We start from the raw sequence: 23,251 nt of genomic DNA, 5'->3' as shown, positions 1-23,251 counted from the left end.
GTGAGACGTTGAAATCTTGACCCGGTGGCGGTGCCGCCAGTCCTGCGGGAACGTTCGCAATCGCTCCCGTTATGACCATTGCCGCAGCCGCGGCAATTGACCCCAATTTCCGGCCCGGCGAGCCGGACGTTGGTTTTTTGCCCGGCGATCCGGACACGCTGCTTTGCTTGTGCACCGTATTCTCCCCAAAAATCTGGCCCGGCGCTTTTCGTCATTGGGCCAAGGTGTACCCAGAAGACGGCCCCTGCGCTTCCCAAGCTAAGACCATGCCCCCCAAGATGAACCCACTATGGATCACGGATCGGGAGAAGTAAATAGATCGATCAGACTTGTTTAGTCAACCCGTGCCACTCAGGCCAGTTCCGGATGGCGTCCCGTCCACCCGCGGTCCTCTGGAATGGCGTCCTGGAATCGCTCCCGCCCATCCAGGGCAAAGGAGGGTATTGGCACTTGGTCTGGGGTTACTGCGCCCGGCCTTAGCCCCTGGGCGGGAGACGCTCCGGCGTCCGCCGGCAGGGGAAGAAAATACGCCAGCCGTTGCTCTTCTCACAATGGCGCTCGTGCGTTACCGTGATGCCTAAGCGTTCGGTTATTGGGGTGACCGCAACCACCACTCGATTTTTGTCGGGGTAGGCATCCTTCTTGAGCCATCGCTAGGCTATGCGCTGCATGTGGCTATTCTTGGGGGGCGTTACTCGGTGAAAAAATTGCATTCGAACGGTTCTATCCGTGCCAGACACCGGAGGAATACATCGAGCAAGGCAACACGTGTGGCTGCGTTGGGAATGGCCATTGCCTTCGGGTTGGCGCCTTCGGCTGCACCCGCCTTTCAAACAGGCCAATTCCGATTGGTTTCGCAGTCCCCGATGGGAACTTCCACGAATGCGGAGACCGGACTGGATTCTGTGTGGTTAGGTCTTCAAGGCGGGGGCACCACCATGTCGCGGCAGTGGCTGGATTTCAGAAGCGCTGCACCAGGTTTTCCAGTAACTGCCACCCCTGATTCGAGCAGCCCTGGTTCGAGCAGCCCTGATTCGAGCGGCGGAAACACTCTGTGGAACCGCGTCACCGGTGGAAACACAGCGGACATGGTTGCAAATCAGCGGGTGTCCGCGCAAAGACTTCTGCCCGGCAAGATCCACCTCATTCATCCGGTGACAACACGATTCATCACGAGTCGCTTCGGCTGGCGGAAGAATCCCACAGGGGCTGGACACCAGACACATGTCGGGCAAGATTATGGAATTGCTTGCGGATCGCCCGTATATGCGACCGCCGATGGAACTGTCGTCGTATCGGCATGGGCCGGCCACTCCGGAATGCGCGTGACCATTGAGCACGGAAGCTCCGTCCGGACCGGATACAGCCATAACTCCAAGCTGCTGGCCCGAGTTGGGGATTTTGTGAAACAGGGCCAGGTCATTGCGTTGAGCGGTACCACGGGGAACTCCACAGGATGCCATGTGCATTTCGAGGTCATCATCAGTGGCCGTTGGGTGGACCCGAGGCCGTATCTTCCCGGGTCGAATGGGCAACCGGGTCAGTCCCTTAATGCCGGCAACCTGGTGAGTAGGACCAATACCCAAGGCCCAAGGGCCCTGCTCGGTCATGACTTGGAGCTCGAGCTGCCGAACAAGACGGAATCCAAAAAGTCCGGCAAGAAAAAGTCCGATCCAGGACGAGACACCATACCGGCCGTCAAGGCGCCTCCGACGCCGAAACCCGCACCGGATCCAACCGCCAAGCCGACCCCGAAGCCGGCTCCCGCGCCGAAGCCTGAGACCACGCCAAAGCCCAAACCAGAGCCGACGCCCGAAACCACGCCAAAGCCTGAGACCACCCCGAAGCCCCAACCCGAGCCAAAGCCTGAGACCACGCCGAAGCCCCAACCCGAGCCAAAGCCTGAGACCACGCCGAAGCCACAGCCACAGCCACAACCAGAGCCAACGCCCGAAACCGTGCCAAAGCCCGCGCCGGAGCAGACACCCGAAACATCGCCCGAGCCAAAGCCTGTTCCTGCGCCGGAAAGCAACGCGTCAGAATCGCCCGCAGTTGTTGCCCCGGTGCCGACACCGGAAGCCAAGCCAGGGCCGACACCAAAACCTGCCCCCGAACCGGCGCCTAAGCTTTCACCGAAGCCAGAGCCCAAGCCCGCGCCGGAAGCCGAAACGGTGGAACCGCCGGCAATTGCCAAGCCTGCACCGTCGCCCGAAGCGAGCGCAAAGGCTACCCCGGAGCCTGCACCATCGATCCCGGTTCCATCTGCTATCCCGGAAGCCTGCGATCCGGAACTCGGATTGGACGCAACTGCAACGTCGGCGGCGGCGGAACAGTCTTGTCTCCCCACCGGGGGCGAAGCCACACCGAAGTCCTCCGGCACCGCAGCCCCTCCGGCACGGGAAGAGCAGGGCTAGCGCAACGAACGGCGTCGCCCCGGCGGGCCCCTTGAAGCCAAAAACACATTAAGAAACGAAGGTCCCGCAACCCTTGGGGTTGCGGGACCTTCGTACATCCAGCCCAGGGGCCGGAACAAGCGGTTTAGCGCTTGGAGAACTGCGAAGCCTTACGGGCCTTCTTGAGACCAGCCTTCTTGCGCTCGATGACGCGGGCGTCACGGGTCAAGTAGCCGGCCTTCTTGAGGGCTGCACGGTTGTTGTCGCGGTCAATTTCGTTCAGCGAACGGGCGATGCCCAGGCGCAACGCACCGGCCTGGCCCGAGGGGCCGCCACCGTGGATGCGTGCAAGAACGTCGTAGGCGCCGTCGAGCTCGAGGAGCTTGAACGGTTCGTTGACATCCTGCTGGTGCAGCTTGTTCGGGAAGTAGTTTTCCAGGGTGCGACCGTTAAGGGTCCACTTGCCGGTACCCGGGACGACGCGCACGCGGGCAATTGCCTGCTTGCGACGGCCGACTGCTGCGCCTGCAACGGTCAGTGCCGGACGTTCCTTGACGGCTTCTGCCTCAACGGCAACGGTCTCCGAGGTGTACGAAGTCGGAGCTTCACCCTCGAATTCAGTGGTTTCTTCAGTGTTCTGAGCCACGATATTCTCCTAAAGTCTTGTTCTCGGGGCCCAGCGCTACTGCGCGACCTGGGTGATTTCGAAGGTCTGCGGCTGCTGTGCAGCGTGCGGGTGCTCGGCACCGCGGTAGACCTTCAACTTGGACAGCTGATCCGCAGCCAGCGAGTTCTTCGGGAGCATGCCCTTGATGGCCTTCTCCACTGCCTGGACCGGGTTCTTTTCAAGAAGCTCGGCGTAGGTCACGGACTTCAGGCCGCCCGGGAAACCCGAGTGACGGTAGGCGCGCTTGTTTTCGAGCTTGGCGCCGGTGAGGGCAACCTTCTCGGCGTTGATGATGATGACGTGATCGCCCATGTCCATGTGGGGGGCGAAGGTAGCCTTGTGCTTGCCGCGCAGCAGGGTTGCGGCCTGGACGGCGAGGCGACCAAGTACAACGTCGGTGGCATCAATGATGTGCCACTGGCGGGTCTGGTCAGCCGGCTTTGGAGTGAACGTACGCACTGTAATTGCCTTTGTTTTATTGGTTACTGGTCAAGCACAGTTCCAAGCAGCGGCTGTGAGATCCACTGTTGTAGATGTGCTGTGTTCGATGCGCTGTAACCAGTTCGCCAGGTGAGGACTGAAAAGACCGGCCGTCCATGAATGTTCGCAATCCCAGCAGACCAGTGGCTCTGCAACTGAGCCGTCACGCGGAGAAGGTTGTGTCGAACAAAGGACACGCACAACAGCCCATAGTCTATCGGATTAACCCCTGCACCGCCAAAGCGCCCGCAGTGAGCCTGCCGACAAGCCATCTTCAAGGCAAAAAGAGTCACGTAGGCCCGTACCAGCGGCACCAAACGTCCGTTCTCTTTGCGCACGGGATTGCTCCCGGTTTGGATATGCCGACTGGTTGCGAATGCCGTGGATTGCTCCACAACCAAGGCAGACGTGTCGGTCGCAACAGTGCACAGCAGGGACATCCCGCAACGAGCCAATTAGGCTTGAAGCTACCTCCTGCGCATCAGAAAAATGTTGCCTCCCGGACTACGACGCAACGATTCAAGGATCCCATTGCCCTTTACCCTGGCCCATGCGGCCGCTGTCCTTCCGTTCGTGCGCCAGCCGCTCGTTCCGCTCGCGCTTGTCGCAGGCGCGATGGCCCCTGATCTTCCATACTTCCTGATGGTGCCACCAAGCAGGCACGGCCGGTTCGCCTCAATCCTCAACGGCGTCAATTCGCACGATTTCACCCAGATCTTGTCCGTCGGATTGCCGCTGGCCTTGGTGCTGGCCGGTTTCCTGTGGCTGGTGCGGGAACCAGTTCGATGGGCACTTCCCAAGTCCTGGATACCGGCCAATCCCGCTCCCACGGGACGTCGGCCCACCAGCGCGCGCATCGTTCTGTGGACGTTCTACTCCCTGATGCTCGGGCTTCTCACCCACCTCGTGTGGGACTCGTTTACGCATTCTTCCGGGTGGGTGGTTCAGCAATTGCCCTTCCTGGGCATTTCACCCGTTGGCGGCATTCCCCTCTTCCGCATCCTGCAACATGGCAGCAGCATCGTAGGCCTGGGGTTCCTGGCAATCTGGTACCTGAAACGGCGAAAAGCCTCCGACACGATCGAAAGTGCCGACGAACTCAGGGCCCGCTATGTGCGCACCCTGATGCTGGCCATGTTCTTATTGGTCCCGGCCGAGACGGCTGTTTTTGTGGGCCTGGGCCAGGATGTGGTTCCGGTGGTCGAAGATACGGCCAGTGCCGAAGTCTTCCTGCAGATCGTCATCCGACAAAGCGGCGCCGGGGCGATGATGGCATTGGCCGCATACGGTGTCGCATGGCATGTCATCGCCAAGATCCGGAAGTTTCACGGCGTGGGCATGGTCCGAAGCTAGCTTCAGCCGCTTCGCTGCGCAGGCCTACTTCACCACTGTGAACCGGCGTTTGGCTCGCCTTGCAGGAGAGGGAATCCCCCACGGGCCGATCGGCGCTCCCGCCTCAGGCCTTGCCGCCACGGGGGTCCCTACTCGGTGAATCCGAGCAACTCCGGCAGGTCGGTGGTGATATCGTCCGGCTTGCGCCGGGTCCGCGTCAACGCAGCACGTCTGGCGATCTCGTGGTCATCCAGCGGATAGGCGACTTCCTCAAGCACCAGGGCGCGAGGGTCGGCCAACATGATCCGTGAATCGCGCACTGCCTCCGCAAGTCGCCTGGCCACCCACCCCGGGGTCTCGCGTCCGTCGCCGACCTTGATGCATGCACCGATCATGGCCCTGACCATGTTGTGGCAAAAGGCGTCGGCCTTCAGGTGGGCCACGATGATCCCCTCGGCATCGCGGACAAACGAAAATTCCGTGAGCGTGCGGATCGTGGTGGCATGCTCCCGCGGCTTGCAGAAAGACAGGAAATCGTGGCGTCCGAGCAGGCTCACGGCCTCGGAGTTCAGCAACCCGACGTCAAGTTCTGTCTTGTGCCACATCGTGTAGGCGCGGGTGAGCGGGTCGAAGCGTGCCGGGCCGTCGGCGATCCGGTACGAGTAGCGGCGCCAGAGCGCGGAAAAGCGTGCGTCGAATCCATCCGGTGCGATCCAGACATCGTGGACCAGGACCGCACCGTTCTCGCGTCCCAGCACCCCGCGCAGTCGACGCAGCAGGGCAAAACCGGGTTCCAGGCCCGACCCGCGGGCCAGGCCCGCGACCTCGGTGGGTGTCAGATCGAAGTGCGCGATCTGGTTCCGGGCGTGAACGCCGGCATCGGTGCGCCCTGCCACCACGGTGCGGATGTTGCGGCGGACGAGCATTGACAGGCCGGCCTCGAGGACGCCCTGCACGGTGGGCAGGCCCGGCTGCAGCGCCCAGCCGTTGTAGGCGGTTCCGTCATAGCCGATCCGGATGGCCAGGCGCACGGTGGCGGGCTCGGTGGCCCCTCCGGACGGCGCAAGACCGGGGTGCCGGAGGTCAATGGGGGAAGTGTTCATCTCACGATCCTCGTTCAGTGGCCGCCCCCACCGACGCGGAGCGGGTCCTCCCGCCCTTATCGCCTGTCGCCGGGGGCGCCCATGGCACGGCGGGGGTGCTTCAGTACTTAAAACTTTGGCCCGGTGCATAAGTGCACCGGGCCAACGATTCAGCTATTGCCGAGTAAACAAGGACTAGGCCTTGTTCTCCTCTGCAGCTTCGGTCTCTGCAACCTCTGCGGCTTCGGTTGATTCGGTCTCAACGACCTCTTCAGCCGGAGCAGCCACTGCGGCAGCCTTTTCGGCTTCCTTCACAACGGCCTGCTTCGGGGAAACCGGCTCCATGACCAATTCGATGACAGCCATCGGAGCGTTGTCGCCCTTGCGGTTGCCGATCTTGGTGATGCGGGTGTAGCCACCCGGGCGCTCGGCCATGAGCGGTGCGATGTTCTCGAACAGCTCGTGAACGATCGACTTGTTGGTGCGGCTGCGCGAGGCAATGACTGCCTGAACGCGGCGACGCGAGGCCAGGTCTCCGCGCTTTGCGAAGGTGATCAAGCGCTCTGCGTGCGGACGAAGGCGCTTGGCCTTGGTCAGCGTGGTGGTGATGGATTTGTTCTCGAACAGCTGCGCGGACAGGTTCGCGAGCATCAAACGCTCGTGAGCTGCGCTGCCGCCGAGACGCGGACCCTTGGGAGGGGTAGGCATAGTGTTCTCCTATTATGGTGGCCTTTGTGCCCGGAACCCCGGGGGGAACCCGGGCACAAAGGTTTAAGTTCTATAGCTGGTGAGCCAAGAAGTCTTAGACTTCTTCGTCACCGTAGACGTCATCGTCGCCAATGGCGGCGGCACGTGCTGCAAGATCGAAGCCCGGAGGGGAATCCTTCAGGGCCAGACCCAAATCGATCAGCTTCGCCTTGACCTCGTCGATGGACTTCGCACCAAAGTTGCGGATGTCCATCAGGTCGGCCTCGGAGCGTGCAACGAGTTCACCCACGGAGTGGATGCCCTCACGCTTGAGGCAGTTGTACGAACGAACGGTCAATTCGAGGTCCTCGATCGGCAACGCCATGTCGGCTGCGAGGGCGGCGTCCGTCGGGGACGGGCCGATCTCGATGCCTTCAGCGGCGGTGTTCAGCTCGCGAGCCAGTCCGAACAGTTCAACCAGGGTGGTGCCGGCAGATGCAACTGCATCGCGCGGGGCCATCGAATCCTTGGTCTCGACATCGACGATGAGCTTGTCAAAGTCGGTGCGCTGCTCGACACGGGTGGCCTCCACGCGGAAGGTCACCTTGAGTACCGGCGAGTAAATCGAATCCACAGGGATGCGACCGATCTCGGCGTCCACGTTCTTGTTCTGCGCTGCAGAAACATAGCCGCGGCCACGCTCGATGGTCAGTTCCATGTCGAACTTGCCCTTCGCGTTCAGCGTCGCGATGTGCAGGTCCGGGTTGTGGAATTCCACGCCGGCTGGCGGGGTGATGTCGGCTGCGGTGACGACGCCCGGGCCCTGCTTGCGCAGGTAGGCGACGACCGGCTCATCGTGTTCGGAGGAGACCGAGAGATTCTTGATGTTCAGAATCAGCTCGGTGACATCTTCCTTAACACCGGCTACGGTGGTGAACTCGTGCAGTACGCCGTCGATCCGCACACTGGTGACAGCTGCACCAGGAATGGAGGAGAGAAGGGTACGGCGAAGCGAGTTTCCCAAGGTGTAGCCGAAGCCAGGCTCCAACGGTTCAATTACGAAACGGGAGCGGTTCTCCGCTACGACTTCTTCGGTCAGGGTGGGGCGCTGTGCAATAAGCACTTACATTTCCTTTCAGCGAGCGTCCGCTATATGACGCAACACAGGGGGTGGAAACGACGTAAGCCTCGTCGGCGTTCGTCTGGTTCGGTCTGGCTTGCCGTGGCGATCATGCCGCCGCGCCCAACTCCCTTGCGGAAGAAAGACGCGGCGGCATCAAAGCCAGACAGTCAATTAGACGCGGCGACGCTTTGAAGGGCGGCAGCCGTTGTGTGCGCTTGGGGAAACGTCCTGGATGGACCCAACCTCCAGGCCAGCGGCCTGGAGCGAACGGATCGCGGTTTCGCGTCCCGAGCCCGGGCCCTTGACGAAAACGTCAACCTTGCGAAGTCCGTGCTCCTGTGCACGCTTTGCAGCAGCCTCGGCGGCCATCTGTGCAGCATACGGAGTGGACTTACGCGAACCCTTGAATCCAACCTCGCCGGCCGAGGCCCACGAGATTACAGCACCGTTGGGATCCGTGATGGAAACAATGGTGTTGTTGAAGGTGCTCTTGATGTGCGCCTGTCCGAGCGGGATATTCTTTTTGTCCTTGCGACGCGGCTTGCGGACCGCTCCACGAGTCTTGGGGGGCATGCTTACTCCTACGAGAAATTTGGCTTAGTGACGACCGCTAGATTTAGCGGGTCTTCTTCTTACCGGCGACGGTGCGCTTCGGGCCCTTGCGGGTACGAGCGTTGGTCTTGGTGCGCTGACCGCGGACCGGCAGGCCCTTGCGGTGGCGAATGCCTTCGTAGGAGCCGATCTCAACCTTGCGGCGGATATCAGCTGCCACCTCGCGGCGGAGGTCACCCTCGACCTTGAAGCTGCCTTCAATGAAGTCACGCAGCTGAACCAGCTCAGCGTCGGACAGATCCTTCACACGAGTGTCCGGGTTGATCCCGGTCTCGGCGATGGTCTGTTCTGCACGGGTCTTGCCCACGCCGTAGATGTATGTGAGCGCAATAATCACGCGCTTTTCGCGCGGGATGTCTACGCCAGCTAGACGAGCCATATGCTGTCTACCTTTCGATGTGCGGAGGTCTAAAACAGCACATTCCCGAGTGTTCCCGGTCCACGGCCTCCGTGCCGTGGGTATGCATCGCGCGGTGGATGCTGTGCTGCCAATTACTTTTACTACGCGCAGGATTTCCCGTGAGGGAAATTAGCCCTGACGCTGCTTGTGGCGTGGGTTTTCGCAGATCACCATGACCACGCCATTACGACGGATCACCTTGCACTTATCGCAGATCGGCTTCACGCTAGGGTTAACCTTCAAGGCTTTGTCCTTTTGCGGTTGCGGTTTCAAGTGGAGCGTAACTACCTTTGTCGCCCGTCCCCAGGGGATGGAAGAACAAAAATCTTTACTTGTAGCGGTAAACGATACGTCCGCGGTTGAGGTCATACGGACTGAGTTCCACCACTACGCGATCCTCTGGGAGGATTCGAATGTAGTGCTGACGCATCTTTCCCGAGATAGTTGCAAGTACAACGTGCCCGTTGGGCAGCTCAACACGGAACATCGCATTGGGCAGTGCCTCTGACACGGTGCCTTCTACCTCGATGACACCCTCTTTCTTGGCCATATCCTCCGCTAACTTTTGTTGCCGGCGGCTTTTGCCCCCGACAGGTTTATGGTCTTGGCCATCAAGAACAGAGGCACCCGAAGCATGAGCTTTTGGGCACCAAGGAACAGACAACCAACAGTCAAGCCTACGTGGTATATGGCTTAAAGGGAAATCATAGTGGCCAACCGATTTGTTAGATCGCCCACACTTTTTCCGGGCAGCTTCCGCACCGGCCCGCAGGTGGGCCGGTGCGGAAGAAAGCTATGAAGCGATCGGGGACGGCGTCACGCCGAAGGGGGCAAGGCCTGCCACTCCCCCGTCGTGGGCAGTCAGCACCCAGATGCCGCCCATGTGCACGGCAACCGAATGCTCCCACTGCGAGGCGCGCGCTCCGTCGACGGTGACAACAGTCCAGTCGTCCTCGAGCACCTTGGTCTCCAGGCCCCCGCGCACCAGCATGGGCTCGATGGCCAGGCACATGCCCGGCTTGATGCGGGGACCGCGGTGGCCGGTGCGGTAGTTGAGCACGTCCGGGGCCTGGTGCATTTCCGAACCGATGCCGTGGCCGACGTAGTCCTCCAGGATGCCCAGCGGCTTACCCGGCACGGCCGAGACGAAGTCGTCGATGGCATCGCCGATCTGGCCGACGAAGCGGGCCTCGGCAAGCGCCGCGATGCCGCGCCACATGGCCTCCTGCGTGATGTCGGACAGTCGCTGGTCCTCCGGGTCCGCGTTGCCCACGATCACGGTGCGTGCCGAGTCGGCGTGCCAGCCCTCGATGATGGCGCCGCCGTCGATCTTCAGCACGTCCCCGTCCTTGAGCACGTACTCGCTCGGGAAGCCGTGGACGACCTCGTCGTTGACCGAGGCGCAGATGTTCGCGGGGAAGTCGTGGTAGCCCTTGAAGTTGGATGTCGCACCGTGGCGTTCGAGCACCGCGGCAAACACCTCGTCAAGGTGTGCGGTGGTGACCCCGATCTGTGCGGCGGCAACCGCTTCGTCCAGTGCCTCGGCCAGCACCAATCCGGCTTCCCGCATCTTCAGGATCTGCGTGTTGGTCTTGTACTCGATTTTTGGTTGGCGCAAAGCCATGGTGTGTGTCCCCTTCCAAGGAATCTTCTGGGCGGCGTTAGCGCAAAAACCGCGGGGATGCCGGCACGTGTGGTGCCGATCCCCGCGGTTTGCGCGTGTGCAAGCTATTTAGACGTTCTGTCCCAGCGCGCCCATGACGCGGTCGGTGACTTCGTCGATCTCGCCGATGCCGTCGACCAGGCGCACGATGCCGCGCTCCTGGTAGCGGTTGACCACGACGGCGGTTTCCTCGTGGTAGAGGCCCAGGCGGTGGCGGATGACCTCTTCGTTGTCATCCGCGCGGCCCTCGATCTCGGCGCGCTTGAGCAGGCGGGCGACGAGCTCGTCGTCATCGGCGGTCAGCTGCAGCACCGCGTCAAGCTCCACGCCGGCGTCCGCCAGGATCGAATCCAGCTCGTCGACCTGGGCGCTGGTGCGCGGGTAGCCGTCCAGCAGGAAGCCGTCCTTGACGTCGTCCTGGGACAGGCGGTCACGGACCATGGAGTTGGTGACCGAGTCGGGAACGAAGTTCCCTGCGTCGATGTACTTCTTGGCCTCGACGCCCAGCGGGGTGCCGCCCTTGACGTTGGCGCGGAAGATGTCGCCGGTGGAGATGGCCACAACGTTGAGGCGCTCGGAAATGCGGTCCGCCTGGGTGCCCTTGCCGGCACCGGGTGGTCCAATGATCAACAGTCTTGTCATCGCAGAAGTCCTTCGTAGTGTCGCTGCTGCATTTGTGCGTTGATTTGCTTGACGGTCTCAAGACCCACACCAACCATGATGAGGATCGAGGTGCCGCCAAATGGGAAGTTCTGATCGGCGTTGATGAGCACGAAGGCAATCAACGGAATCAGGGCCACGAATGCCAGGTAAATGGCACCGGGGAAGGTGATGCGGCTGAGCACGTACTCGAGGTACTCGGCCGTGGGGCGTCCTGCGCGGATGCCCGGGATGAATCCGCCGTACTGCTTCATGTTGTCGGCAACCTCGGTCGGGTTGAACGTGATCGCGACGTAGAAGTAGGTGAAGCCAATGGTCAGCAACGTGTAGGCGACCATGTAGAGCGGGGACGAGCCGGAGAAGTTCGTCTGCACCCACAGCGCCCAGTCCGGCAGCGTGCCGTCGGCCCGCGTGTTGAACGAGACCAGCATGGTCGGCAGCGCCAGCATCGAGGATGCGAAGATCACCGGGATGACGCCGGCCATGTTGACCTTGATCGGGATGTAGGTGGAGGTGCCACCCACGGTGCGGCGCCCGATCATGCGCTTGGCGTACTGGACCGGGATGCGGCGCTGGGACTGCTCCACGAAGACGACCAGGCCGATCACGGCGACGCCGATGAGGATGACGCCAATGAAGACGCCCCAGCCCTGCGAGGTGGCGATGGCGCCCATGGCGGAGGGGAAGCCCGAGGCGATGGAGACGAAGATCAGCAGGGACATGCCGTTGCCGACGCCGCGCTCGGTGGCCAGCTCGCCCATCCACATGATCAGGCCGGTGCCGGCGGTCAGCGTGAAGATCATCAGCACGATGATCCACAAGCTGTCATCCGGGACGATCGGCAGTTGGCAGGAGGGGAAGAGCATGCCGCTGCGGGCCAGCGAGACCAGCGTGGTGGCCTGCAACAGGCCCAACGCGATCGTCAGGTAACGGGTGTACTGGGTCAGGACGGCCTGTCCGGACTGGCCTTCCTTGTGCAGTTCCTCGAAGCGCGGAATCACCACGCGCAACAGCTGGACGATGATCGAGGCCGTGATGTACGGCATGATGCCCATGGCGAAGATGGAGACCTGGAGCAGGGCGCCGCCGCTGAACAGGTTCACGAACTGGTACAGCCCGCCGGTGGTGTTACCCGCGGCAAGGCACTGCTGGACGTTCGAGTAGTCCACGCCGGGAGCAGGGATATAGACACCCATGCGGTAAATCGCGATAATGGCGAGCGTGAACAACAACTTGCGTCGCAGGTCAGGCGTCCGGAATACCCGGGCAATGGCGGCGAACAAGCGTCCTCCTGAAGGATGGTGGCCCGGCAAACCCGGGTGTTGACCTACTGATTCTAGCGGGTGGCGAGCGTGACTCGCCAAATGCACCGCGGCAAAACCGAAATCATTCCCTGGCCGATTGGGATATTCGGCGGGAAAACAGCCCCGGTGACCGCGTGCCGGCGTCCTGCGGATGCCGATGGTAACGGGGTGGTGAAACGGTAAGAAAAAGGGGGGTGGTCCCGGAATCCGCCATGCGAATTCCGGGTCCACCCCCCTCTCACTGTGTGATCAAGAGACCACGTAGCTTAGAGCTCTACTGCAGAGCCGCCGGCTGCGGCGATCTTTTCCGCTGCGGAGGACGAGAAGGCGTTGACCTTGACGTCGACCTTGACGGTCAGTTCGCCCGAGCCAAGGACCTTGACGGGCTCGTTCTTGCGAACGGCGCCCTTCGCGATCAGTGCCTCAACGGTGACTTCGCCACCTTCGGGGAACAGCTCCGAGATCTTGTCCAGGTTAACAACCTGGTACTCGACGCGGAACGGGTTCTTGAAGCCGCGAAGCTTCGGAAGACGCATGTGCAGCGGCAACTGGCCACCGGCGAAGCCGGCCTTGACCTGGTAGCGCGCCTTGGTGCCCTTCATACCGCGACCTGCGGTCTTACCCTTGGATCCTTCACCACGACCCACACGGGTCTTGGCCTTCTTGGAACCTTCGGCCGGACGCAGGTGGTGTACCTTCAGTGCGTTTTCTTTTTCAGCCATGATTACTTCGCCTCCTCAACCTTTACGAGGTGCGGAACCGTGTTGATCATGCCAACGGTCACTGCATCAGCGGTACGGAACACGGTGTGTCCGATGCGCTTCAAGCCAAGCGAGCGAAGGGTATCGCGCTGGTTCTGCTTTACACCAATGATGGACCTGATCTGGGTGATTGCCAGATTTGCGTCGCTAGGGACAAAATTCTTCGCCACTACTTACGCACCTGCCTTCTGGTTCTGGATGTTCCACAGCATCTGTGCCGAAACAACTTCTTCCAACGGCAGGCCACGACGTGCTGCTACTGCCTGAGGCTCTTCAAGGGCCTTCAGGGCGGCAACGGTGCCGTGGACGATGTTGATCTGGTTGGTCGAGCCCATGGACTTCGACAGAACATCGTGGATGCCTGCGCATTCCAGTACGGCGCGAACCGGACCACCGGCGATAACACCGGTACCCGGCGAAGCCGGACGCAGGAGGACAACGCCGGCAGCGGCTTCACCCTGCACCAGGTGCGGGATGGTGGTGCCGACGCGGGGAACGCGGAAGAAGGACTTCTTGGCTTCTTCAACGCCCTTGGCGATTGCTGCCGGAACTTCCTTGGCCTTGCCGTAGCCGACGCCAACGAGACCGTTGCCGTCACCCACGACGACAAGTGCGGTGAAGCTGAAGCGACGACCACCCTTGACGACCTTGGATACGCGGTTGATGGCTACAACGCGCTCAAGGAACTTGTCCTTGTCGTCGTTGCGGCTGTCCTTCGAATCGCGGCCACGGCCACGACCCTCGCCACGGCCACGGCCTTCGCCGCCACGTCCACGGCCTTCGCCGCGAGCGGCGCCGGCCTTGTCGGCGGCAGGAGCAGCAGCAGCTGCCTCAGTAGCTTCAGACACCTGAGTTTCCTTCTTGTTAGTTGCTTCGCTCACAGTGCCAGCCCACCTTCACGTGCACCCTCAGCAACAGCTGCCACGCGACCGTGGTACTTGTTGCCGCCGCGGTCGAAGACCACGGACTCGATGCCTGCGGCCTTGGCGCGCTCGGCAACGAGCTCGCCAATGCGCTTGGCCTTGGCGGTCTTGTCACCATCGAACGTGCGCAAGTCGGCTTCCATCGTCGACGCGTAAGCAACGGTGATGCCCTTGCTATCGTCTACGATCTGGACGAAGATGTGGCGTGCCGAGCGGTTGACGACCAGGCGCGGACGCACCTCGGTGCCGGTGATGCGCTTACGGACACGCAAGTGGCGGCGGCCGCGTGCGGCGGCCTTGCTCTTACCCTTGATTCCCAGAGCCATGGTTACTTACCAGCCTTTCCGACCTTGCGGCGGATGATTTCGCCAGCGTACCGAACGCCCTTGCCCTTGTACGGGTCAGGCTTGCGGAGCTTGCGGATGTTGGCGGAAACTTCGCCAACCTGCTGCTTGTTGATACCCGAGACGGTGATCTTGGTGTTGCCGTCGAGCGCGAAGGCAATGCCCTCGGGAGCTTCGACAACAACCGGGTGCGAGTAGCCCAGGGCGAACTCGAGGTTCGAACCCTTTGCCACTACGCGGTAACCGGTACCGTGGATTTCGAGCTTCTTTTCGTAGCCAGCGGTGACACCGATGATCATGTTCTCGATCAGGGTGCGGGTCAGGCCGTGCAGCGAACGCGAATCGCGCTCGTCGTTCGGGCGCGACACGGTTACGGTGTTCTCTTCGAGAACAACCGCAATCGGGCTGGGTACGGTGTGCGTCAGTTCGCCCTTGGAGCCCTTGACGGAGACAATGTCGCCATCAATCTTGAGCTCTACGCCGGCAGGAACAGTGATCGGAAGACGTCCAATACGTGACATGGTTTCTTTCTCCCTTTCCCGTTACCAGACGTAGGCGAGGACTTCCCCACCTACACCCTTCTTGGCTGCCTGGCGGTCGGTGAGCAGACCGGAGGACGTGGACAGGATTGCAATGCCGAGGCCACCAAGGACGTGCGGCAAGTTGGTGGACTTTGCGTATACACGCAGGCCCGGCTTGGAAATACGGCGAACGCCAGCGATTGAACGCTCGCGGCTCGGGCCGAACTTCAGGGTGATGGTCAGCTTCTTGCCAACCTCTGCTGCTTCTTCAACGAACGAGGCGATGTAGCCCTGTTCCTTGAGGATCTGTGCAACGCGCACCTTCAGCTTCGACGACGGCATGGAAACCGTGTCGTGGTAAGCCGAGTTGGCGTTACGCAGACGAGTCAGCATATCTGCGACAGGATCTGTCATTGTCATTTGGGCTTCTGCCCTTCCTCGCTACGGTTTCCGCGCAAGCGCGGACCTGCAACGTAGTTGATCTAGTTGGCGGTCTTGAACGGGAAGCCCAGTGCCTTGAGCAAGGCACGACCTTCGTCGTCGGTCTTCGCGGTGGTCACTACGGTGATGTCCATGCCGCGAACGCGGTCAATGGAATCAACATCGATTTCGTGGAACATGGACTGTTCCGTGAGACCGAAGGTGTAGTTTCCGTTGCCGTCGAACTGCTTCGGGCTCAGGCCACGGAAGTCACGGATACGCGGCAGTGCCAGCGAAACCAAGCGGTCCACGAATTCCCACATGCGATCTCCGCGCAGGGTGGCGTGGGTACCAATCGGCATGCCTTCGCGCAGCTTGAACTGTGCGATCGACTTGCGTGCCTTGGTTACCAACGGCTTCTGGCCGGTGATGGCGGTGAGGTCGCGAACTGCGCCTTCGATGAGCTTGGAGTCCTTGGCGGCTTCGCCAACACCCATGTTCACAACAACCTTGACCAGGCCCGGGACCTGCATCGGGTTGGCGTAGCTGAACTCGTTCGTCAGGGTTTCGCGGATTTCGGCGTTGTACTTGGCCTTAAGGCGAGGCTGGATGTTCACAGCTGCTTCAGTCATTACAGTGCCTTTCCGGAAGACTTGGCGAAGCGAACACGGACGGTCTTGGACACGCCGTTCTTCTCCACGGTTTCCTCGCGGAAGCCAACGCGGGTCGGCTTCTTGGTTTCCGGGTCAACGATTGCGACATTCGAGATGTGCATCGGGGCCTCAACGACCTCAATGCCACCGGTCTGCGTGCCACGCTCGGTCTGGCCGGCCTTGGTGTGCTTGGTGACGCGGTTGACACCCTCAACAAGCACGCGCTGTGCTGCGGGGAATACCTTCAGCACCTTGCCCTGCTTGTTGCGGTCGGAACCGGCGATGACCTGAACGAGGTCACCCTTCTTAATCTTTGCACCCATGGTTACAGTACCTCCGGAGCCAGGGAAACGATCTTCATGAACTTCTTATCGCGAAGTTCACGACCCACCGGACCGAAAATACGGGTACCGCGGGGCTCACCGTCAGCCTTGAGGATGACAGCTGCGTTCTCGTCGAACTTGATGTAGGAACCGTCGACGCGTCGACGTTCCTTCTTGGTGCGAACGATGACAGCCTTGACGACGTCACCCTTCTTTACGTTTCCGCCCGGGATTGCATCCTTGACGGTGGCGACGATTACGTCGCCGATGCCTGCATAGCGACGGCCAGATCCACCGAGAACACGAATGGTAAGGATTTCCTTAGCACCGGTGTTGTCGGCAATCTTCAGTCGCGATTCCTGCTGAATCACTTTTTACTCCTGTCGTCTCGCTGGTTCTCCTAGGGAGCCTTGCGGAACGGATATGGTCCATCTCAGCTTCTGCTTACCCCCACCTCCAAACACCACGATGCACAACGCCCGAGGGCGAAAAACATGTGAAGCTGGGGAAGCAGGGCCGAGGCTTAGGCTCAGAGCTATGCCGCACGACTTTCGGGCCCGTAAAAAACCCTCCGGCCGCACTATGCATCATGAAGGAGGTGGATAGTCCCCATACACAACGCGCACAGAAAATAAAGTCTACCGCACGGATGCACGATCCCGAAACCGTATGCTATGTGCCCGCGGGTGGTCCTTGGTCACACACGCCCCCCGGAATTCCGCGCCTTTTGGGGACGTCGGTCATCGGCAGAAAGCCAGACGCGCCACGATCCCGTGGTGGTCGGTGCCGGGCACCGAGAAACGCTCGGAGCCGAGCACCGCCAGACCGCGAACCAGGACATGGTCGATCCCCGCGAACGCGGGCAGGTCCATGTCGGCGGGCCAAGTGGCACCTGCCCATGGTCCCAACCTCGGGGAGGCTTCCACAAGGCCGGCTGCCAGGGCCCGGAATTGCGGGTGCGCGGCCGTGGCGTTGAAGTCCCCCGCCATCACCAGCGGCATACCGGTCTGTCCATGCTTCCAGGCCCCGAGGTCTTGCAGGGTGCCTGCCCAGGACGACGGCGAGTAGGTCGGCGGCGCCGGATGGACACCGGCGACCCGGATGGGACCGGCCAGCGGATGTTCGATGACGGCCACGGGAACGTCGAAGAGCGCACCGTTTGATTGGAGCGCCCCCGCGGCCTCTTCCCGCAGCGGGTGCCTGGAGAGGATCACGGTGTCCGCGCTTCCGCCCGTGACCACTTTCCCCGTCCGGTGCGTGTACTCCCATGCGGGGAACCCTGCTGCCAGCGCCGTGAGCATCGGTTCGCTGGACTCGACAAGCACCAGCACATCCGGGGCCGAATCGCGGATCACCTCGGCCAGGGAGGAAGTGTCGGCGCGTCCGTGCTCCGCGTTCAGCGAGAGCACGCGCACCTGCTCCCCCGGTGTGCACGTCGTCCCGGTCACCGACCCCACGGAGGGTGCCACGACCGGTGCCAACGAGGCGGCGGCAAGGACCAGCAACACCGCGGCGGGAACGAAGGCGCGGCGCAACGCCAGGACCAGGCAGGCCAGCAGGGCGGCCACGCACCACAGCGGCAAAAGGGCCTGCAGCACCGCCAGGATCCTGAAAGGACCAACGGAGAGGTGTGGCAGCGCGGCCAGGACCAACCCGGGAACCAGCACCGGAACCAGGCGCAGGGCCAGCGGTTTCCGCATCCTTGCCGGGTTTCCCCGCCGAGTGCTTCCCACCGTGCTCCATCCCCCGTTCCCACGGAACCGGTTCGGTTCACGCCAAGGCACCCATGCTACCGGCGGTAGTTGTGGGGGAAACGCAAAACACCCCGGCACCGGCTGGATAATCCAGCGGTCCCGGGGTGTTCTGCTTGGTTCACGTCAGAGTGAAAACCAGCGAAAGGGGCTTACTTGGCCTTTTCGAGGATTTCCACGAGGCGCCACCGCTTGGAAGCGGACAGCGGGCGGGTCTCGGCGATGAGAACGAGGTCGCCGATACCGGCGCTGTTCTCTTCGTCGTGAGCCTTGACGTTCTTGTTGCGACGCATGACCTTGCCGTAGAGGGCGTGCTTTACACGGTCCTCGACGTCAACGACGATCGTCTTCTGCATCTTGTCGGAAACCACGTACCCGCGGAGGGTCTTGCGGTCGTTGCGCTCTGAAGCTGCATCCACGACGTTCTCCTTCTCGCTCATTACTTGGCTTCCTCAGTTGCTTCTTCGGTAGCTTCGGCCTTCTTGGAAGACTTTTTGGCCTTCTTGGCTTCTTCTACCGGGACAACAACATCTGCACGAATGCCCAGCTCGCGTTCGCGAAGTACCGTGTAGATACGTGCGATGTCGCGCTTGACAGTCTTCAGGTTGCCGTGCGATTCGAGCTGACCGGTGGCCGACTGGAAACGGAGGTTGAAAAGCTCCTCCTTGGCCTTCTTGAGCTCCTCGACCAGACGGGCGTTATCAAAGCCGTCCAGTGCTTCGGTTGCTAGATCCTTGGATCCGATTGCCATTCCTTATTCACCACCTTCGCGACGCACAATGCGTGCCTTCAACGGCAGCTTGTGGATTGCCAGGCGCAATGCCTCGCGTGCTACCTCATCACTGACGCCGGAGAGTTCAAAGAGAACCCGTCCCGGCTTTACGTTTGCGACCCACCATTCCGGCGAACCCTTACCGGAACCCATGCGGGTTTCGGCAGGCTTCTTGGTCAGCGGACGGTCCGGATAAATGTTGATCCAGACCTTACCGCCACGCTTGATGTGGCGGGTCATTGCGATACGAGCTGCCTCGATCTGGCGGTTGGTAACGTAGGCCGGTGTAAGGGCCTGGATACCGTACTCACCGAAGGCTACCGTGGTACCGCCCGAAGCTGCGCCACTCCGATTGGGGTGGTGCTGCTTGCGGTACTTTACTCGGCGTGGGATAAGCATTTAAGCCTGTCCTCCTTCTGCAACTGCTGCTGCAGGAGCCTCAACAGCCGGAGCTGCTTCTGCACCTGGAGCGGCGTTGCGCTCGGGGCGACGACGACGCTCGCCACCTTCGGGACGTCCACCCGGACGTCCACCCGGACGATCGCCACGGCCGCGGGCCGGAGCTGCAGCAGCCTGGGCTGCCAGTTCCTTCGAGGTTACGTCGCCCTTGTAGATCCAGACCTTCACGCCAATGCGGCCGAAGGTGGTCTTGGCTTCGAACTTGCCGTAGTCGATGTTCGCACGCAGGGTGTGCAGCGGCACACGGCCTTCGCGGTAGAACTCCTTGCGGGACATTTCTGCACCGCCAAGACGACCGGAGCACTGCACGCGGATGCCCTTGGCACCTGCGCGCATTGCCGACTGCATGGCCTTCTTCATCGCGCGGCGGAAAGCCACACGCGAAGCAAGCTGCTCGGCAATGCCCTGGGCAACAAGCTGGGCTTCGATCTCGGGGTTCTTGACCTCGAGGATGTTCAGCTGAACCTGCTTTGCGGTGAGCTTTTCGAGCTCGCCACGGATGCGATCGGCTTCGGCGCCGCGGCGACCGATAACGATGCCCGGACGTGCGGTGTGGATATCCACACGAACACGGTCACGAGTACGCTCGATCTCCACGCGGGCGATGCCGGCGCGCTCCATGCCAACGGTCATCAGTTCGCGGATACGGATGTCTTCTTTTACGAAGTCCTTGTAACGCTGTCCGACCTTGGTGCTGTCGGCGAACCAGTGCGAAACATGGTCGGTAGTGATACCGAGTCGGAACCCATGCGGGTTAACCTTCTGTCCCATTTACTCTTCCCCACCCTTCTTAGGGGTTGCGACGACCACAGTGATGTGGCTCGTGCGCTTCTTGATCTGGTATGCCCGACCCTGAGCACGCGGCTGGAACCGCTTCATGGTCGGACCCTCGTCAACAAACGCTTCGCTGATGAACAGCTCGTCTTCGTTGAACGCGACACCCTCGCGGTCTGCGGCGGCACGGGCGTTAGCCACTGCCGATGCTACAACCTTGAACACTGGCTCTGAAGCTGCCTGCGGGGCAAACTTCAGGATCGCCAGTGCTTCGTTCGTCTGCTTGCCACGAACAAGGTTGACGACGCGCCGGGCCTTCATAGGCGTCACGCGGATATGGCGCGCAATTGCCTTGGCTTCCATTGCTTTCCTTCTCTCGTCTCTCGAAGAAGTGCTAAGCACTCGCTAAACCCTTGCGGGTTAGCGGCGCTTGCCCTTCTTGTCGTCCTTCACGTGGCTGCGGAACGTCCGGGTCGGGCTGAACTCGCCGAGCTTGTGCCCGACCATCGACTCGGTGACAAACACGGGGATGTGCTTACGTCCGTCATGTACGGCGATCGTGTGCCCGAGCATGTCGGGGATGATCATCGAACGGCGGGACCACGTCTTAATGACGTTCTTGGTGCCCTTTTCGTTCTCAGCAGCTACCTTGACAAACAGGTGCTGATCGACGAAGGGGCCTTTCTTCAGGCTGCGTGGCATGTTTCCAGGCTCCTATCGCTTGTTCTTGCCGGTACGGCGACGGCGGACAATCATCTTGTCGCTGTCCTTGTTCGGACGACGAGTGCGTCCTTCGCGCTTGCCGTTCGGGTTGACAGGGTGACGTCCACCGGACGTCTTACCCTCGCCACCACCGTGCGGGTGATCAACAGGGTTCATGGCTACACCACGGACTGTCGGGCGAACGCCCTTCCAGCGCATGCGGCCGGCCTTGCCCCAGTTGATGTTCGACTGCTCGGCGTTTCCGACCTCGCCGACGGTTGCGCGGCAGCGCACGTCAACGTTGCGGATTTCACCGGAAGGCAAACGCAGCTGAGCGAAGCGACCCTCACGGGCCACCAGCTGAACCGAGGCACCTGCGGAACGAGCCATCTTGGCACCGCCACCGGGACGCAATTCCACGGCGTGGATAACAGTACCCACCGGAATGTTGCGCAACGGCAGGTTGTTGCCGGGCTTGATGTCGGCGTTTGCGCCGGCTTCAATGGAGTCACCCTGGGCGAGCTTGTTCGGTGCAATGATGTAACGCTTGGTGCCATCAATGTAGTGAAGAAGCGCAATGCGGGCGGTGCGGTTCGGGTCGTACTCGATGTGAGCGACCTTTGCCGGCACGCCGTCCTTGTCGTGGCGACGGAAGTCGATCAGACGGTACTGGCGCTTGTGTCCGCCACCCTTGTGACGAGTGGTGATCTTACCGGTGTTGTTACGGCCGCCAGTCTTGTGGAGCGGGCGGAGCAACGACTTTTCCGGAGTCGATCGCGTGATTTCTGCGAAGTCGGCTACGCTCGAGCCGCGAAGGCCCGGGGTAGTCGGCTTGTATTTACGGATTCCCATAGTTTAATTCCTCGTTAAAGTGGTCTCCGCTTAGGAAAGCGGACCGCCGAAGATGTCAATCGAGCCTTCCTTCAGGGAGACGATCGCACGCTTGGTAGCCTTGCGCGTCCCCCATCCGAACTTGGTGCGCTTGCGCTTGCCGGCACGATTGAGGGTGTTTACGGAGTCAACCTTGACCGAGAAGATGGCTTCCACGGCGTTCTTGATTTCCGACTTGTTCGAACGCGGGTCAACCAGGAAGGTGTACTTGCCTTCGTCGATCAGACCGTAGCTCTTTTCCGAAACGACGGGTGCGATGACCACATCGTGCGGAGCCTTAGAGAAGGTGCTCATTTGGCTTCCTCCTTCTGGACCAGGGCATCGAAAGCGGCCTTGGTGAAGACAACGTCGTCGGAAACCAGCACATCGTAAGTGTTGAGCTGGTCTACGTACAGGACGTGGACCTCGGGGAGGTTACGGACCGAAAGGGCCGCAACATCGTTGGCGCGCTCGATGACTACGAGCAGGTTCTTGCGCTCGGACAGAGCGCGCAGGGTGGCCAGTGCGGCCTTGGTGTTCGGCGTGGTGCCTTCAACCAGGGCTTCAATGACGTGGATGCGGTTGTTGCGAGCGCGGTCAGACAGGGCGCCGCGCAGTGCAGCAGCCTTCATCTTCTTGGGGGTGCGCTGGCTGTAATCGCGAGGAGTCGGACCGTGGACAACGCCACCGCCGGTCATGTGAGGAGCACGGATTGAACCCTGACGGGCGCGGCCGGTGCCCTTCTGCTTGAACGGCTTGCGACCGGCTCCGGAAACCTCGGCGCGGTTCTTGGTCTTGTGCGTACCCTGGCGAGCAGCTGCCAGCTGGGCCACGACGACCTGGTGCAGCAGCGGAACGTTGGTCTGAACGTCGAAGATCTCCGAAGGGAACTCGACGGTGAGTGCGTTAGACATTTAGTTATGCTCCCTTCACAGCGGTGCGCACGAGAACGACGCGGCCGCGGGCGCCGGGAACGGCACCCTTGATCAGCAGGAGGTTCTTCTCGGCATCCACTGCGTGAACGGTGAGGTTCTGCGTGGTGACGCGCTCGGCGCCCATGCGACCGGCCATCTTCTGGCCCTGGAACACACGGCCCGGGGTCGATGCGCCGCCGATGGAGCCCGGCTTACGGTGGTTCTTGTGAGCACCGTGCGATGCCGGAGCACCGTGGAAGCCGTGGCGCTTCATAACGCCGGCGAAGCCCTTACCCTTGGAAGTTCCAACGACGTCGACCTTCTGGCCGGCGGCGAAGATTTCGACGGTGAGTTCCTGGCCTGCGGCGTAGGAATCGGCGTCGGCAGTGCGCAGCTCAACGACGTGGCGGCGCGGGGTGACCCCGGCTGCTTCGAAGTGGCCGGCCAGCGGCTTGGTGACCTTGCGCGGGTCGATCTGGCCGTAGCCGATCTGAACCGCTACATAGCCATCACGCTCGGCGTTGCGCAGCTGAGTGACGACATTGCTGTCGGCCTGTACGACGGTTACCGGGATGAGGTTGTTGTTCTCGTCCCAAACCTGAGTCATGCCGAGCTTCGTGCCCAACAGTCCCTTGACATTACGGGTTGCGGTCATAGTTTT

The 23,251-nt window shown here is 61.5% G+C and carries 35 protein-coding genes and 1 pseudogene; 3 read left to right on the top strand and 33 right to left on the bottom strand.

All coding sequences use genetic code 11. The annotated features are described in order from the left end of the window. The first annotated feature begins 71 nt into the window (after positions 1-71). Together ACIPUB_RS01840 and ACIPUB_RS01835 are read left to right on the top strand one after the other, a co-directional pair. Positions 72-314 (top strand): hypothetical protein, encoded by a 243-nt coding sequence (locus ACIPUB_RS01840; protein WP_407605835.1) that lies wholly within the window; start codon positions 72-74, stop codon positions 312-314. Positions 315-785: 471 nt separating this feature from the next. Beyond that, positions 786-1,493 (top strand): annotated as a pseudogene (locus ACIPUB_RS01835) (M23 family metallopeptidase); the annotation flags it as partial. 113 nt (positions 1,494-1,606) lie between these two features. Here the strand turns inward: ACIPUB_RS01835 and ACIPUB_RS01830 are convergent. The 3 genes from ACIPUB_RS01830 to rplM form a co-directional block, all read right to left on the bottom strand. Beyond that, positions 1,607-2,194, bottom strand: a complete 588-nt coding sequence (locus tag ACIPUB_RS01830) for a hypothetical protein (protein ID WP_407605869.1) — start codon at positions 2,192-2,194, stop codon at positions 1,607-1,609. A gap of 344 nt (positions 2,195-2,538) precedes the next feature. Continuing rightward, a complete protein-coding gene (gene rpsI, locus ACIPUB_RS01825; protein ID WP_407605834.1) occupies positions 2,539-3,039 on the bottom strand; it encodes a 30S ribosomal protein S9 in 501 nt (166 codons plus the stop codon). 36 nt (positions 3,040-3,075) lie between these two features. Continuing rightward, positions 3,076-3,519 carry a 50S ribosomal protein L13 gene (gene rplM / locus ACIPUB_RS01820; protein ID WP_071212959.1) on the bottom strand — a complete coding sequence of 148 codons (444 nt, stop codon included), beginning with the start codon at positions 3,517-3,519 and terminating at the stop codon, positions 3,076-3,078. A gap of 552 nt (positions 3,520-4,071) precedes the next feature. Here rplM and ACIPUB_RS01815 point away from each other — a divergent pair. After that, entirely contained in the window at positions 4,072-4,893 is an 822-nt protein-coding gene (locus ACIPUB_RS01815; RefSeq protein WP_407605833.1) for a DUF4184 family protein, read from the top strand. A 128-nt stretch (positions 4,894-5,021) separates the two neighbouring features. Here the strand turns inward: ACIPUB_RS01815 and ACIPUB_RS01810 are convergent, their stop codons facing one another. From ACIPUB_RS01810 to rplC, 30 genes are all read right to left on the bottom strand, one after another. Continuing rightward, positions 5,022-5,975 (bottom strand): tRNA pseudouridine synthase A, encoded by a 954-nt coding sequence (locus ACIPUB_RS01810; RefSeq protein WP_407605832.1) that lies wholly within the window; start codon positions 5,973-5,975, stop codon positions 5,022-5,024. A 174-nt stretch (positions 5,976-6,149) separates the two neighbouring features. Continuing rightward, on the bottom strand, positions 6,150-6,662 hold the full coding sequence (gene rplQ / locus ACIPUB_RS01805; RefSeq protein ID WP_407605831.1) for a 50S ribosomal protein L17: 513 nt from the start codon (positions 6,660-6,662) through the stop codon (positions 6,150-6,152). A gap of 94 nt (positions 6,663-6,756) precedes the next feature. Next, a complete protein-coding gene (locus ACIPUB_RS01800; protein ID WP_217389437.1) occupies positions 6,757-7,764 on the bottom strand; it encodes a DNA-directed RNA polymerase subunit alpha in 1,008 nt (335 codons plus the stop codon). Positions 7,765-7,935: 171 nt separating this feature from the next. Next, a complete protein-coding gene (gene rpsK / locus ACIPUB_RS01795) occupies positions 7,936-8,337 on the bottom strand; it encodes a 30S ribosomal protein S11 (protein WP_264270846.1) in 402 nt (133 codons plus the stop codon). Between the two features lie 43 nt (positions 8,338-8,380). Further along, positions 8,381-8,755, bottom strand: coding sequence for a 30S ribosomal protein S13 (gene rpsM, locus ACIPUB_RS01790; RefSeq protein ID WP_113762222.1), 375 nt, complete (start codon positions 8,753-8,755; stop codon positions 8,381-8,383). 150 nt (positions 8,756-8,905) lie between these two features. Further along, on the bottom strand, positions 8,906-9,019 hold the full coding sequence (gene rpmJ, locus ACIPUB_RS01785) for a 50S ribosomal protein L36 (RefSeq protein ID WP_013349661.1): 114 nt from the start codon (positions 9,017-9,019) through the stop codon (positions 8,906-8,908). 85 nt (positions 9,020-9,104) lie between these two features. Then, a complete protein-coding gene (infA, locus tag ACIPUB_RS01780) occupies positions 9,105-9,326 on the bottom strand; it encodes a translation initiation factor IF-1 (protein ID WP_068731548.1) in 222 nt (73 codons plus the stop codon). Positions 9,327-9,569: 243 nt separating this feature from the next. Continuing rightward, on the bottom strand, positions 9,570-10,400 hold the full coding sequence (map, locus tag ACIPUB_RS01775) for a type I methionyl aminopeptidase (protein ID WP_407605830.1): 831 nt from the start codon (positions 10,398-10,400) through the stop codon (positions 9,570-9,572). 108 nt (positions 10,401-10,508) lie between these two features. Then, complete coding sequence (locus ACIPUB_RS01770; protein ID WP_264270844.1) at positions 10,509-11,081, bottom strand: adenylate kinase; 573 nt, start codon at positions 11,079-11,081, stop codon at positions 10,509-10,511. Next, entirely contained in the window at positions 11,078-12,382 is a 1,305-nt protein-coding gene (gene secY / locus ACIPUB_RS01765; protein WP_264270843.1) for a preprotein translocase subunit SecY, read from the bottom strand. Before secY ends, ACIPUB_RS01770 begins: the two co-directional genes overlap by 4 nt. Before the next feature lie 287 nt (positions 12,383-12,669). Continuing rightward, positions 12,670-13,125: a 50S ribosomal protein L15 gene (gene rplO / locus ACIPUB_RS01760; protein ID WP_264270842.1), complete on the bottom strand. Its 456-nt coding sequence runs from the start codon at positions 13,123-13,125 to the stop codon at positions 12,670-12,672. A gap of 2 nt (positions 13,126-13,127) precedes the next feature. Beyond that, a complete protein-coding gene (gene rpmD, locus ACIPUB_RS01755; protein WP_217389431.1) occupies positions 13,128-13,334 on the bottom strand; it encodes a 50S ribosomal protein L30 in 207 nt (68 codons plus the stop codon). A 3-nt stretch (positions 13,335-13,337) separates the two neighbouring features. Beyond that, complete coding sequence (gene rpsE, locus ACIPUB_RS01750) at positions 13,338-14,045, bottom strand: 30S ribosomal protein S5 (protein ID WP_264270841.1); 708 nt, start codon at positions 14,043-14,045, stop codon at positions 13,338-13,340. Continuing rightward, on the bottom strand, positions 14,042-14,413 hold the full coding sequence (gene rplR / locus ACIPUB_RS01745) for a 50S ribosomal protein L18 (RefSeq protein ID WP_264270840.1): 372 nt from the start codon (positions 14,411-14,413) through the stop codon (positions 14,042-14,044). The genes rpsE and rplR overlap by 4 nt, the downstream gene beginning before the upstream one ends. 2 nt (positions 14,414-14,415) lie before the next feature. Beyond that, positions 14,416-14,952, bottom strand: coding sequence for a 50S ribosomal protein L6 (rplF, locus tag ACIPUB_RS01740; RefSeq protein ID WP_264270839.1), 537 nt, complete (start codon positions 14,950-14,952; stop codon positions 14,416-14,418). Positions 14,953-14,973: 21 nt separating this feature from the next. Further along, positions 14,974-15,372, bottom strand: coding sequence for a 30S ribosomal protein S8 (rpsH, locus tag ACIPUB_RS01735; protein ID WP_007271041.1), 399 nt, complete (start codon positions 15,370-15,372; stop codon positions 14,974-14,976). Positions 15,373-15,434: 62 nt separating this feature from the next. Continuing rightward, complete coding sequence (rplE, locus tag ACIPUB_RS01730; protein ID WP_264270838.1) at positions 15,435-16,004, bottom strand: 50S ribosomal protein L5; 570 nt, start codon at positions 16,002-16,004, stop codon at positions 15,435-15,437. Continuing rightward, positions 16,004-16,348, bottom strand: coding sequence for a 50S ribosomal protein L24 (gene rplX / locus ACIPUB_RS01725; protein ID WP_071212944.1), 345 nt, complete (start codon positions 16,346-16,348; stop codon positions 16,004-16,006). The genes rplE and rplX overlap by 1 nt, the downstream gene beginning before the upstream one ends. Before the next feature lie 2 nt (positions 16,349-16,350). Further along, positions 16,351-16,719 carry a 50S ribosomal protein L14 gene (gene rplN, locus ACIPUB_RS01720; protein ID WP_264270837.1) on the bottom strand — a complete coding sequence of 123 codons (369 nt, stop codon included), beginning with the start codon at positions 16,717-16,719 and terminating at the stop codon, positions 16,351-16,353. Positions 16,720-17,088: 369 nt separating this feature from the next. Continuing rightward, entirely contained in the window at positions 17,089-18,048 is a 960-nt protein-coding gene (locus ACIPUB_RS01715; RefSeq protein WP_407605829.1) for an endonuclease/exonuclease/phosphatase family protein, read from the bottom strand. A gap of 203 nt (positions 18,049-18,251) precedes the next feature. Further along, complete coding sequence (gene rpsQ / locus ACIPUB_RS01710) at positions 18,252-18,539, bottom strand: 30S ribosomal protein S17 (RefSeq protein ID WP_407605828.1); 288 nt, start codon at positions 18,537-18,539, stop codon at positions 18,252-18,254. Continuing rightward, positions 18,539-18,850, bottom strand: a complete 312-nt coding sequence (gene rpmC, locus ACIPUB_RS01705; RefSeq protein ID WP_407605827.1) for a 50S ribosomal protein L29 — start codon at positions 18,848-18,850, stop codon at positions 18,539-18,541. The genes rpsQ and rpmC overlap by 1 nt, the downstream gene beginning before the upstream one ends. Before the next feature lie 3 nt (positions 18,851-18,853). Beyond that, a complete protein-coding gene (gene rplP, locus ACIPUB_RS01700; protein WP_217389425.1) occupies positions 18,854-19,270 on the bottom strand; it encodes a 50S ribosomal protein L16 in 417 nt (138 codons plus the stop codon). Next, on the bottom strand, positions 19,271-20,101 hold the full coding sequence (gene rpsC / locus ACIPUB_RS01695) for a 30S ribosomal protein S3 (protein ID WP_217389424.1): 831 nt from the start codon (positions 20,099-20,101) through the stop codon (positions 19,271-19,273). Further along, complete coding sequence (gene rplV / locus ACIPUB_RS01690; RefSeq protein ID WP_071212937.1) at positions 20,102-20,467, bottom strand: 50S ribosomal protein L22; 366 nt, start codon at positions 20,465-20,467, stop codon at positions 20,102-20,104. 57 nt (positions 20,468-20,524) lie between these two features. After that, positions 20,525-20,806 (bottom strand): 30S ribosomal protein S19, encoded by a 282-nt coding sequence (gene rpsS / locus ACIPUB_RS01685; RefSeq protein ID WP_068731512.1) that lies wholly within the window; start codon positions 20,804-20,806, stop codon positions 20,525-20,527. A gap of 12 nt (positions 20,807-20,818) precedes the next feature. After that, the gene (gene rplB / locus ACIPUB_RS01680) at positions 20,819-21,658 is read right to left on the bottom strand and encodes a 50S ribosomal protein L2 (protein WP_264270833.1); all 840 of its coding nucleotides are present in this window, start codon (positions 21,656-21,658) and stop codon (positions 20,819-20,821) included. Between the two features lie 30 nt (positions 21,659-21,688). Then, entirely contained in the window at positions 21,689-21,991 is a 303-nt protein-coding gene (gene rplW / locus ACIPUB_RS01675; RefSeq protein WP_217389422.1) for a 50S ribosomal protein L23, read from the bottom strand. After that, entirely contained in the window at positions 21,988-22,590 is a 603-nt protein-coding gene (rplD, locus tag ACIPUB_RS01670; protein WP_217389421.1) for a 50S ribosomal protein L4, read from the bottom strand. Before rplD ends, rplW begins: the two co-directional genes overlap by 4 nt. Positions 22,591-22,594: 4 nt before the next feature. Beyond that, entirely contained in the window at positions 22,595-23,245 is a 651-nt protein-coding gene (rplC, locus tag ACIPUB_RS01665; protein ID WP_217389420.1) for a 50S ribosomal protein L3, read from the bottom strand. Positions 23,246-23,251: the final 6 nt, after the last annotated feature.

The sequence above is a fragment of the Paeniglutamicibacter sp. ORCA_105 genome (assembly GCF_045798545.1).
GTDB classification, from domain to species: Bacteria; Actinomycetota; Actinomycetes; order Actinomycetales; family Micrococcaceae; genus Paeniglutamicibacter; species Paeniglutamicibacter sulfureus.
Note: the sequence above shows the minus strand (reverse complement) of the source record. Positions and strands in the feature narration are given on the sequence as shown.

What these genes read in the sequence shown, in the direction of transcription:
- ACIPUB_RS01840 (WP_407605835.1), top strand. Translation starts at nt 72, where the DNA reads ATGACCATTGCCGCAGCCGCGGCAATTGACCCCAATTTCCGGCCCGGC.
- ACIPUB_RS01810 (WP_407605832.1), bottom strand. Translation starts at nt 5,975, where the DNA reads ATGAACACTTCCCCCATTGACCTCCGGCACCCCGGTCTTGCGCCGTCC.
- rplQ (WP_407605831.1), bottom strand. Translation starts at nt 6,662, where the DNA reads ATGCCTACCCCTCCCAAGGGTCCGCGTCTCGGCGGCAGCGCAGCTCAC.
- rpsK (WP_264270846.1), bottom strand. Translation starts at nt 8,337, where the DNA reads ATGCCCCCCAAGACTCGTGGAGCGGTCCGCAAGCCGCGTCGCAAGGAC.
- rpsM (WP_113762222.1), bottom strand. Translation starts at nt 8,755, where the DNA reads ATGGCTCGTCTAGCTGGCGTAGACATCCCGCGCGAAAAGCGCGTGATT.
- infA (WP_068731548.1), bottom strand. Translation starts at nt 9,326, where the DNA reads ATGGCCAAGAAAGAGGGTGTCATCGAGGTAGAAGGCACCGTGTCAGAG.
- map (WP_407605830.1), bottom strand. Translation starts at nt 10,400, where the DNA reads ATGGCTTTGCGCCAACCAAAAATCGAGTACAAGACCAACACGCAGATC.
- ACIPUB_RS01770 (WP_264270844.1), bottom strand. Translation starts at nt 11,081, where the DNA reads ATGACAAGACTGTTGATCATTGGACCACCCGGTGCCGGCAAGGGCACC.
- rplO (WP_264270842.1), bottom strand. Translation starts at nt 13,125, where the DNA reads ATGGCTGAAAAAGAAAACGCACTGAAGGTACACCACCTGCGTCCGGCC.
- rplR (WP_264270840.1), bottom strand. Translation starts at nt 14,413, where the DNA reads ATGGCTCTGGGAATCAAGGGTAAGAGCAAGGCCGCCGCACGCGGCCGC.
- rplF (WP_264270839.1), bottom strand. Translation starts at nt 14,952, where the DNA reads ATGTCACGTATTGGACGTCTTCCGATCACTGTTCCTGCCGGCGTAGAG.
- rpsH (WP_007271041.1), bottom strand. Translation starts at nt 15,372, where the DNA reads ATGACAATGACAGATCCTGTCGCAGATATGCTGACTCGTCTGCGTAAC.
- rplE (WP_264270838.1), bottom strand. Translation starts at nt 16,004, where the DNA reads ATGACTGAAGCAGCTGTGAACATCCAGCCTCGCCTTAAGGCCAAGTAC.
- rplX (WP_071212944.1), bottom strand. Translation starts at nt 16,348, where the DNA reads ATGGGTGCAAAGATTAAGAAGGGTGACCTCGTTCAGGTCATCGCCGGT.
- ACIPUB_RS01715 (WP_407605829.1), bottom strand. Translation starts at nt 18,048, where the DNA reads ATGCGGAAACCGCTGGCCCTGCGCCTGGTTCCGGTGCTGGTTCCCGGG.
- rpsQ (WP_407605828.1), bottom strand. Translation starts at nt 18,539, where the DNA reads ATGAGCGAGAAGGAGAACGTCGTGGATGCAGCTTCAGAGCGCAACGAC.
- rpmC (WP_407605827.1), bottom strand. Translation starts at nt 18,850, where the DNA reads ATGGCAATCGGATCCAAGGATCTAGCAACCGAAGCACTGGACGGCTTT.
- rplP (WP_217389425.1), bottom strand. Translation starts at nt 19,270, where the DNA reads ATGCTTATCCCACGCCGAGTAAAGTACCGCAAGCAGCACCACCCCAAT.
- rpsC (WP_217389424.1), bottom strand. Translation starts at nt 20,101, where the DNA reads ATGGGACAGAAGGTTAACCCGCATGGGTTCCGACTCGGTATCACTACC.
- rplV (WP_071212937.1), bottom strand. Translation starts at nt 20,467, where the DNA reads ATGGAAGCCAAGGCAATTGCGCGCCATATCCGCGTGACGCCTATGAAG.
- rpsS (WP_068731512.1), bottom strand. Translation starts at nt 20,806, where the DNA reads ATGCCACGCAGCCTGAAGAAAGGCCCCTTCGTCGATCAGCACCTGTTT.
- rplB (WP_264270833.1), bottom strand. Translation starts at nt 21,658, where the DNA reads ATGGGAATCCGTAAATACAAGCCGACTACCCCGGGCCTTCGCGGCTCG.
- rplW (WP_217389422.1), bottom strand. Translation starts at nt 21,991, where the DNA reads ATGAGCACCTTCTCTAAGGCTCCGCACGATGTGGTCATCGCACCCGTC.
- rplD (WP_217389421.1), bottom strand. Translation starts at nt 22,590, where the DNA reads ATGTCTAACGCACTCACCGTCGAGTTCCCTTCGGAGATCTTCGACGTT.
- rplC (WP_217389420.1), bottom strand. Translation starts at nt 23,245, where the DNA reads ATGACCGCAACCCGTAATGTCAAGGGACTGTTGGGCACGAAGCTCGGC.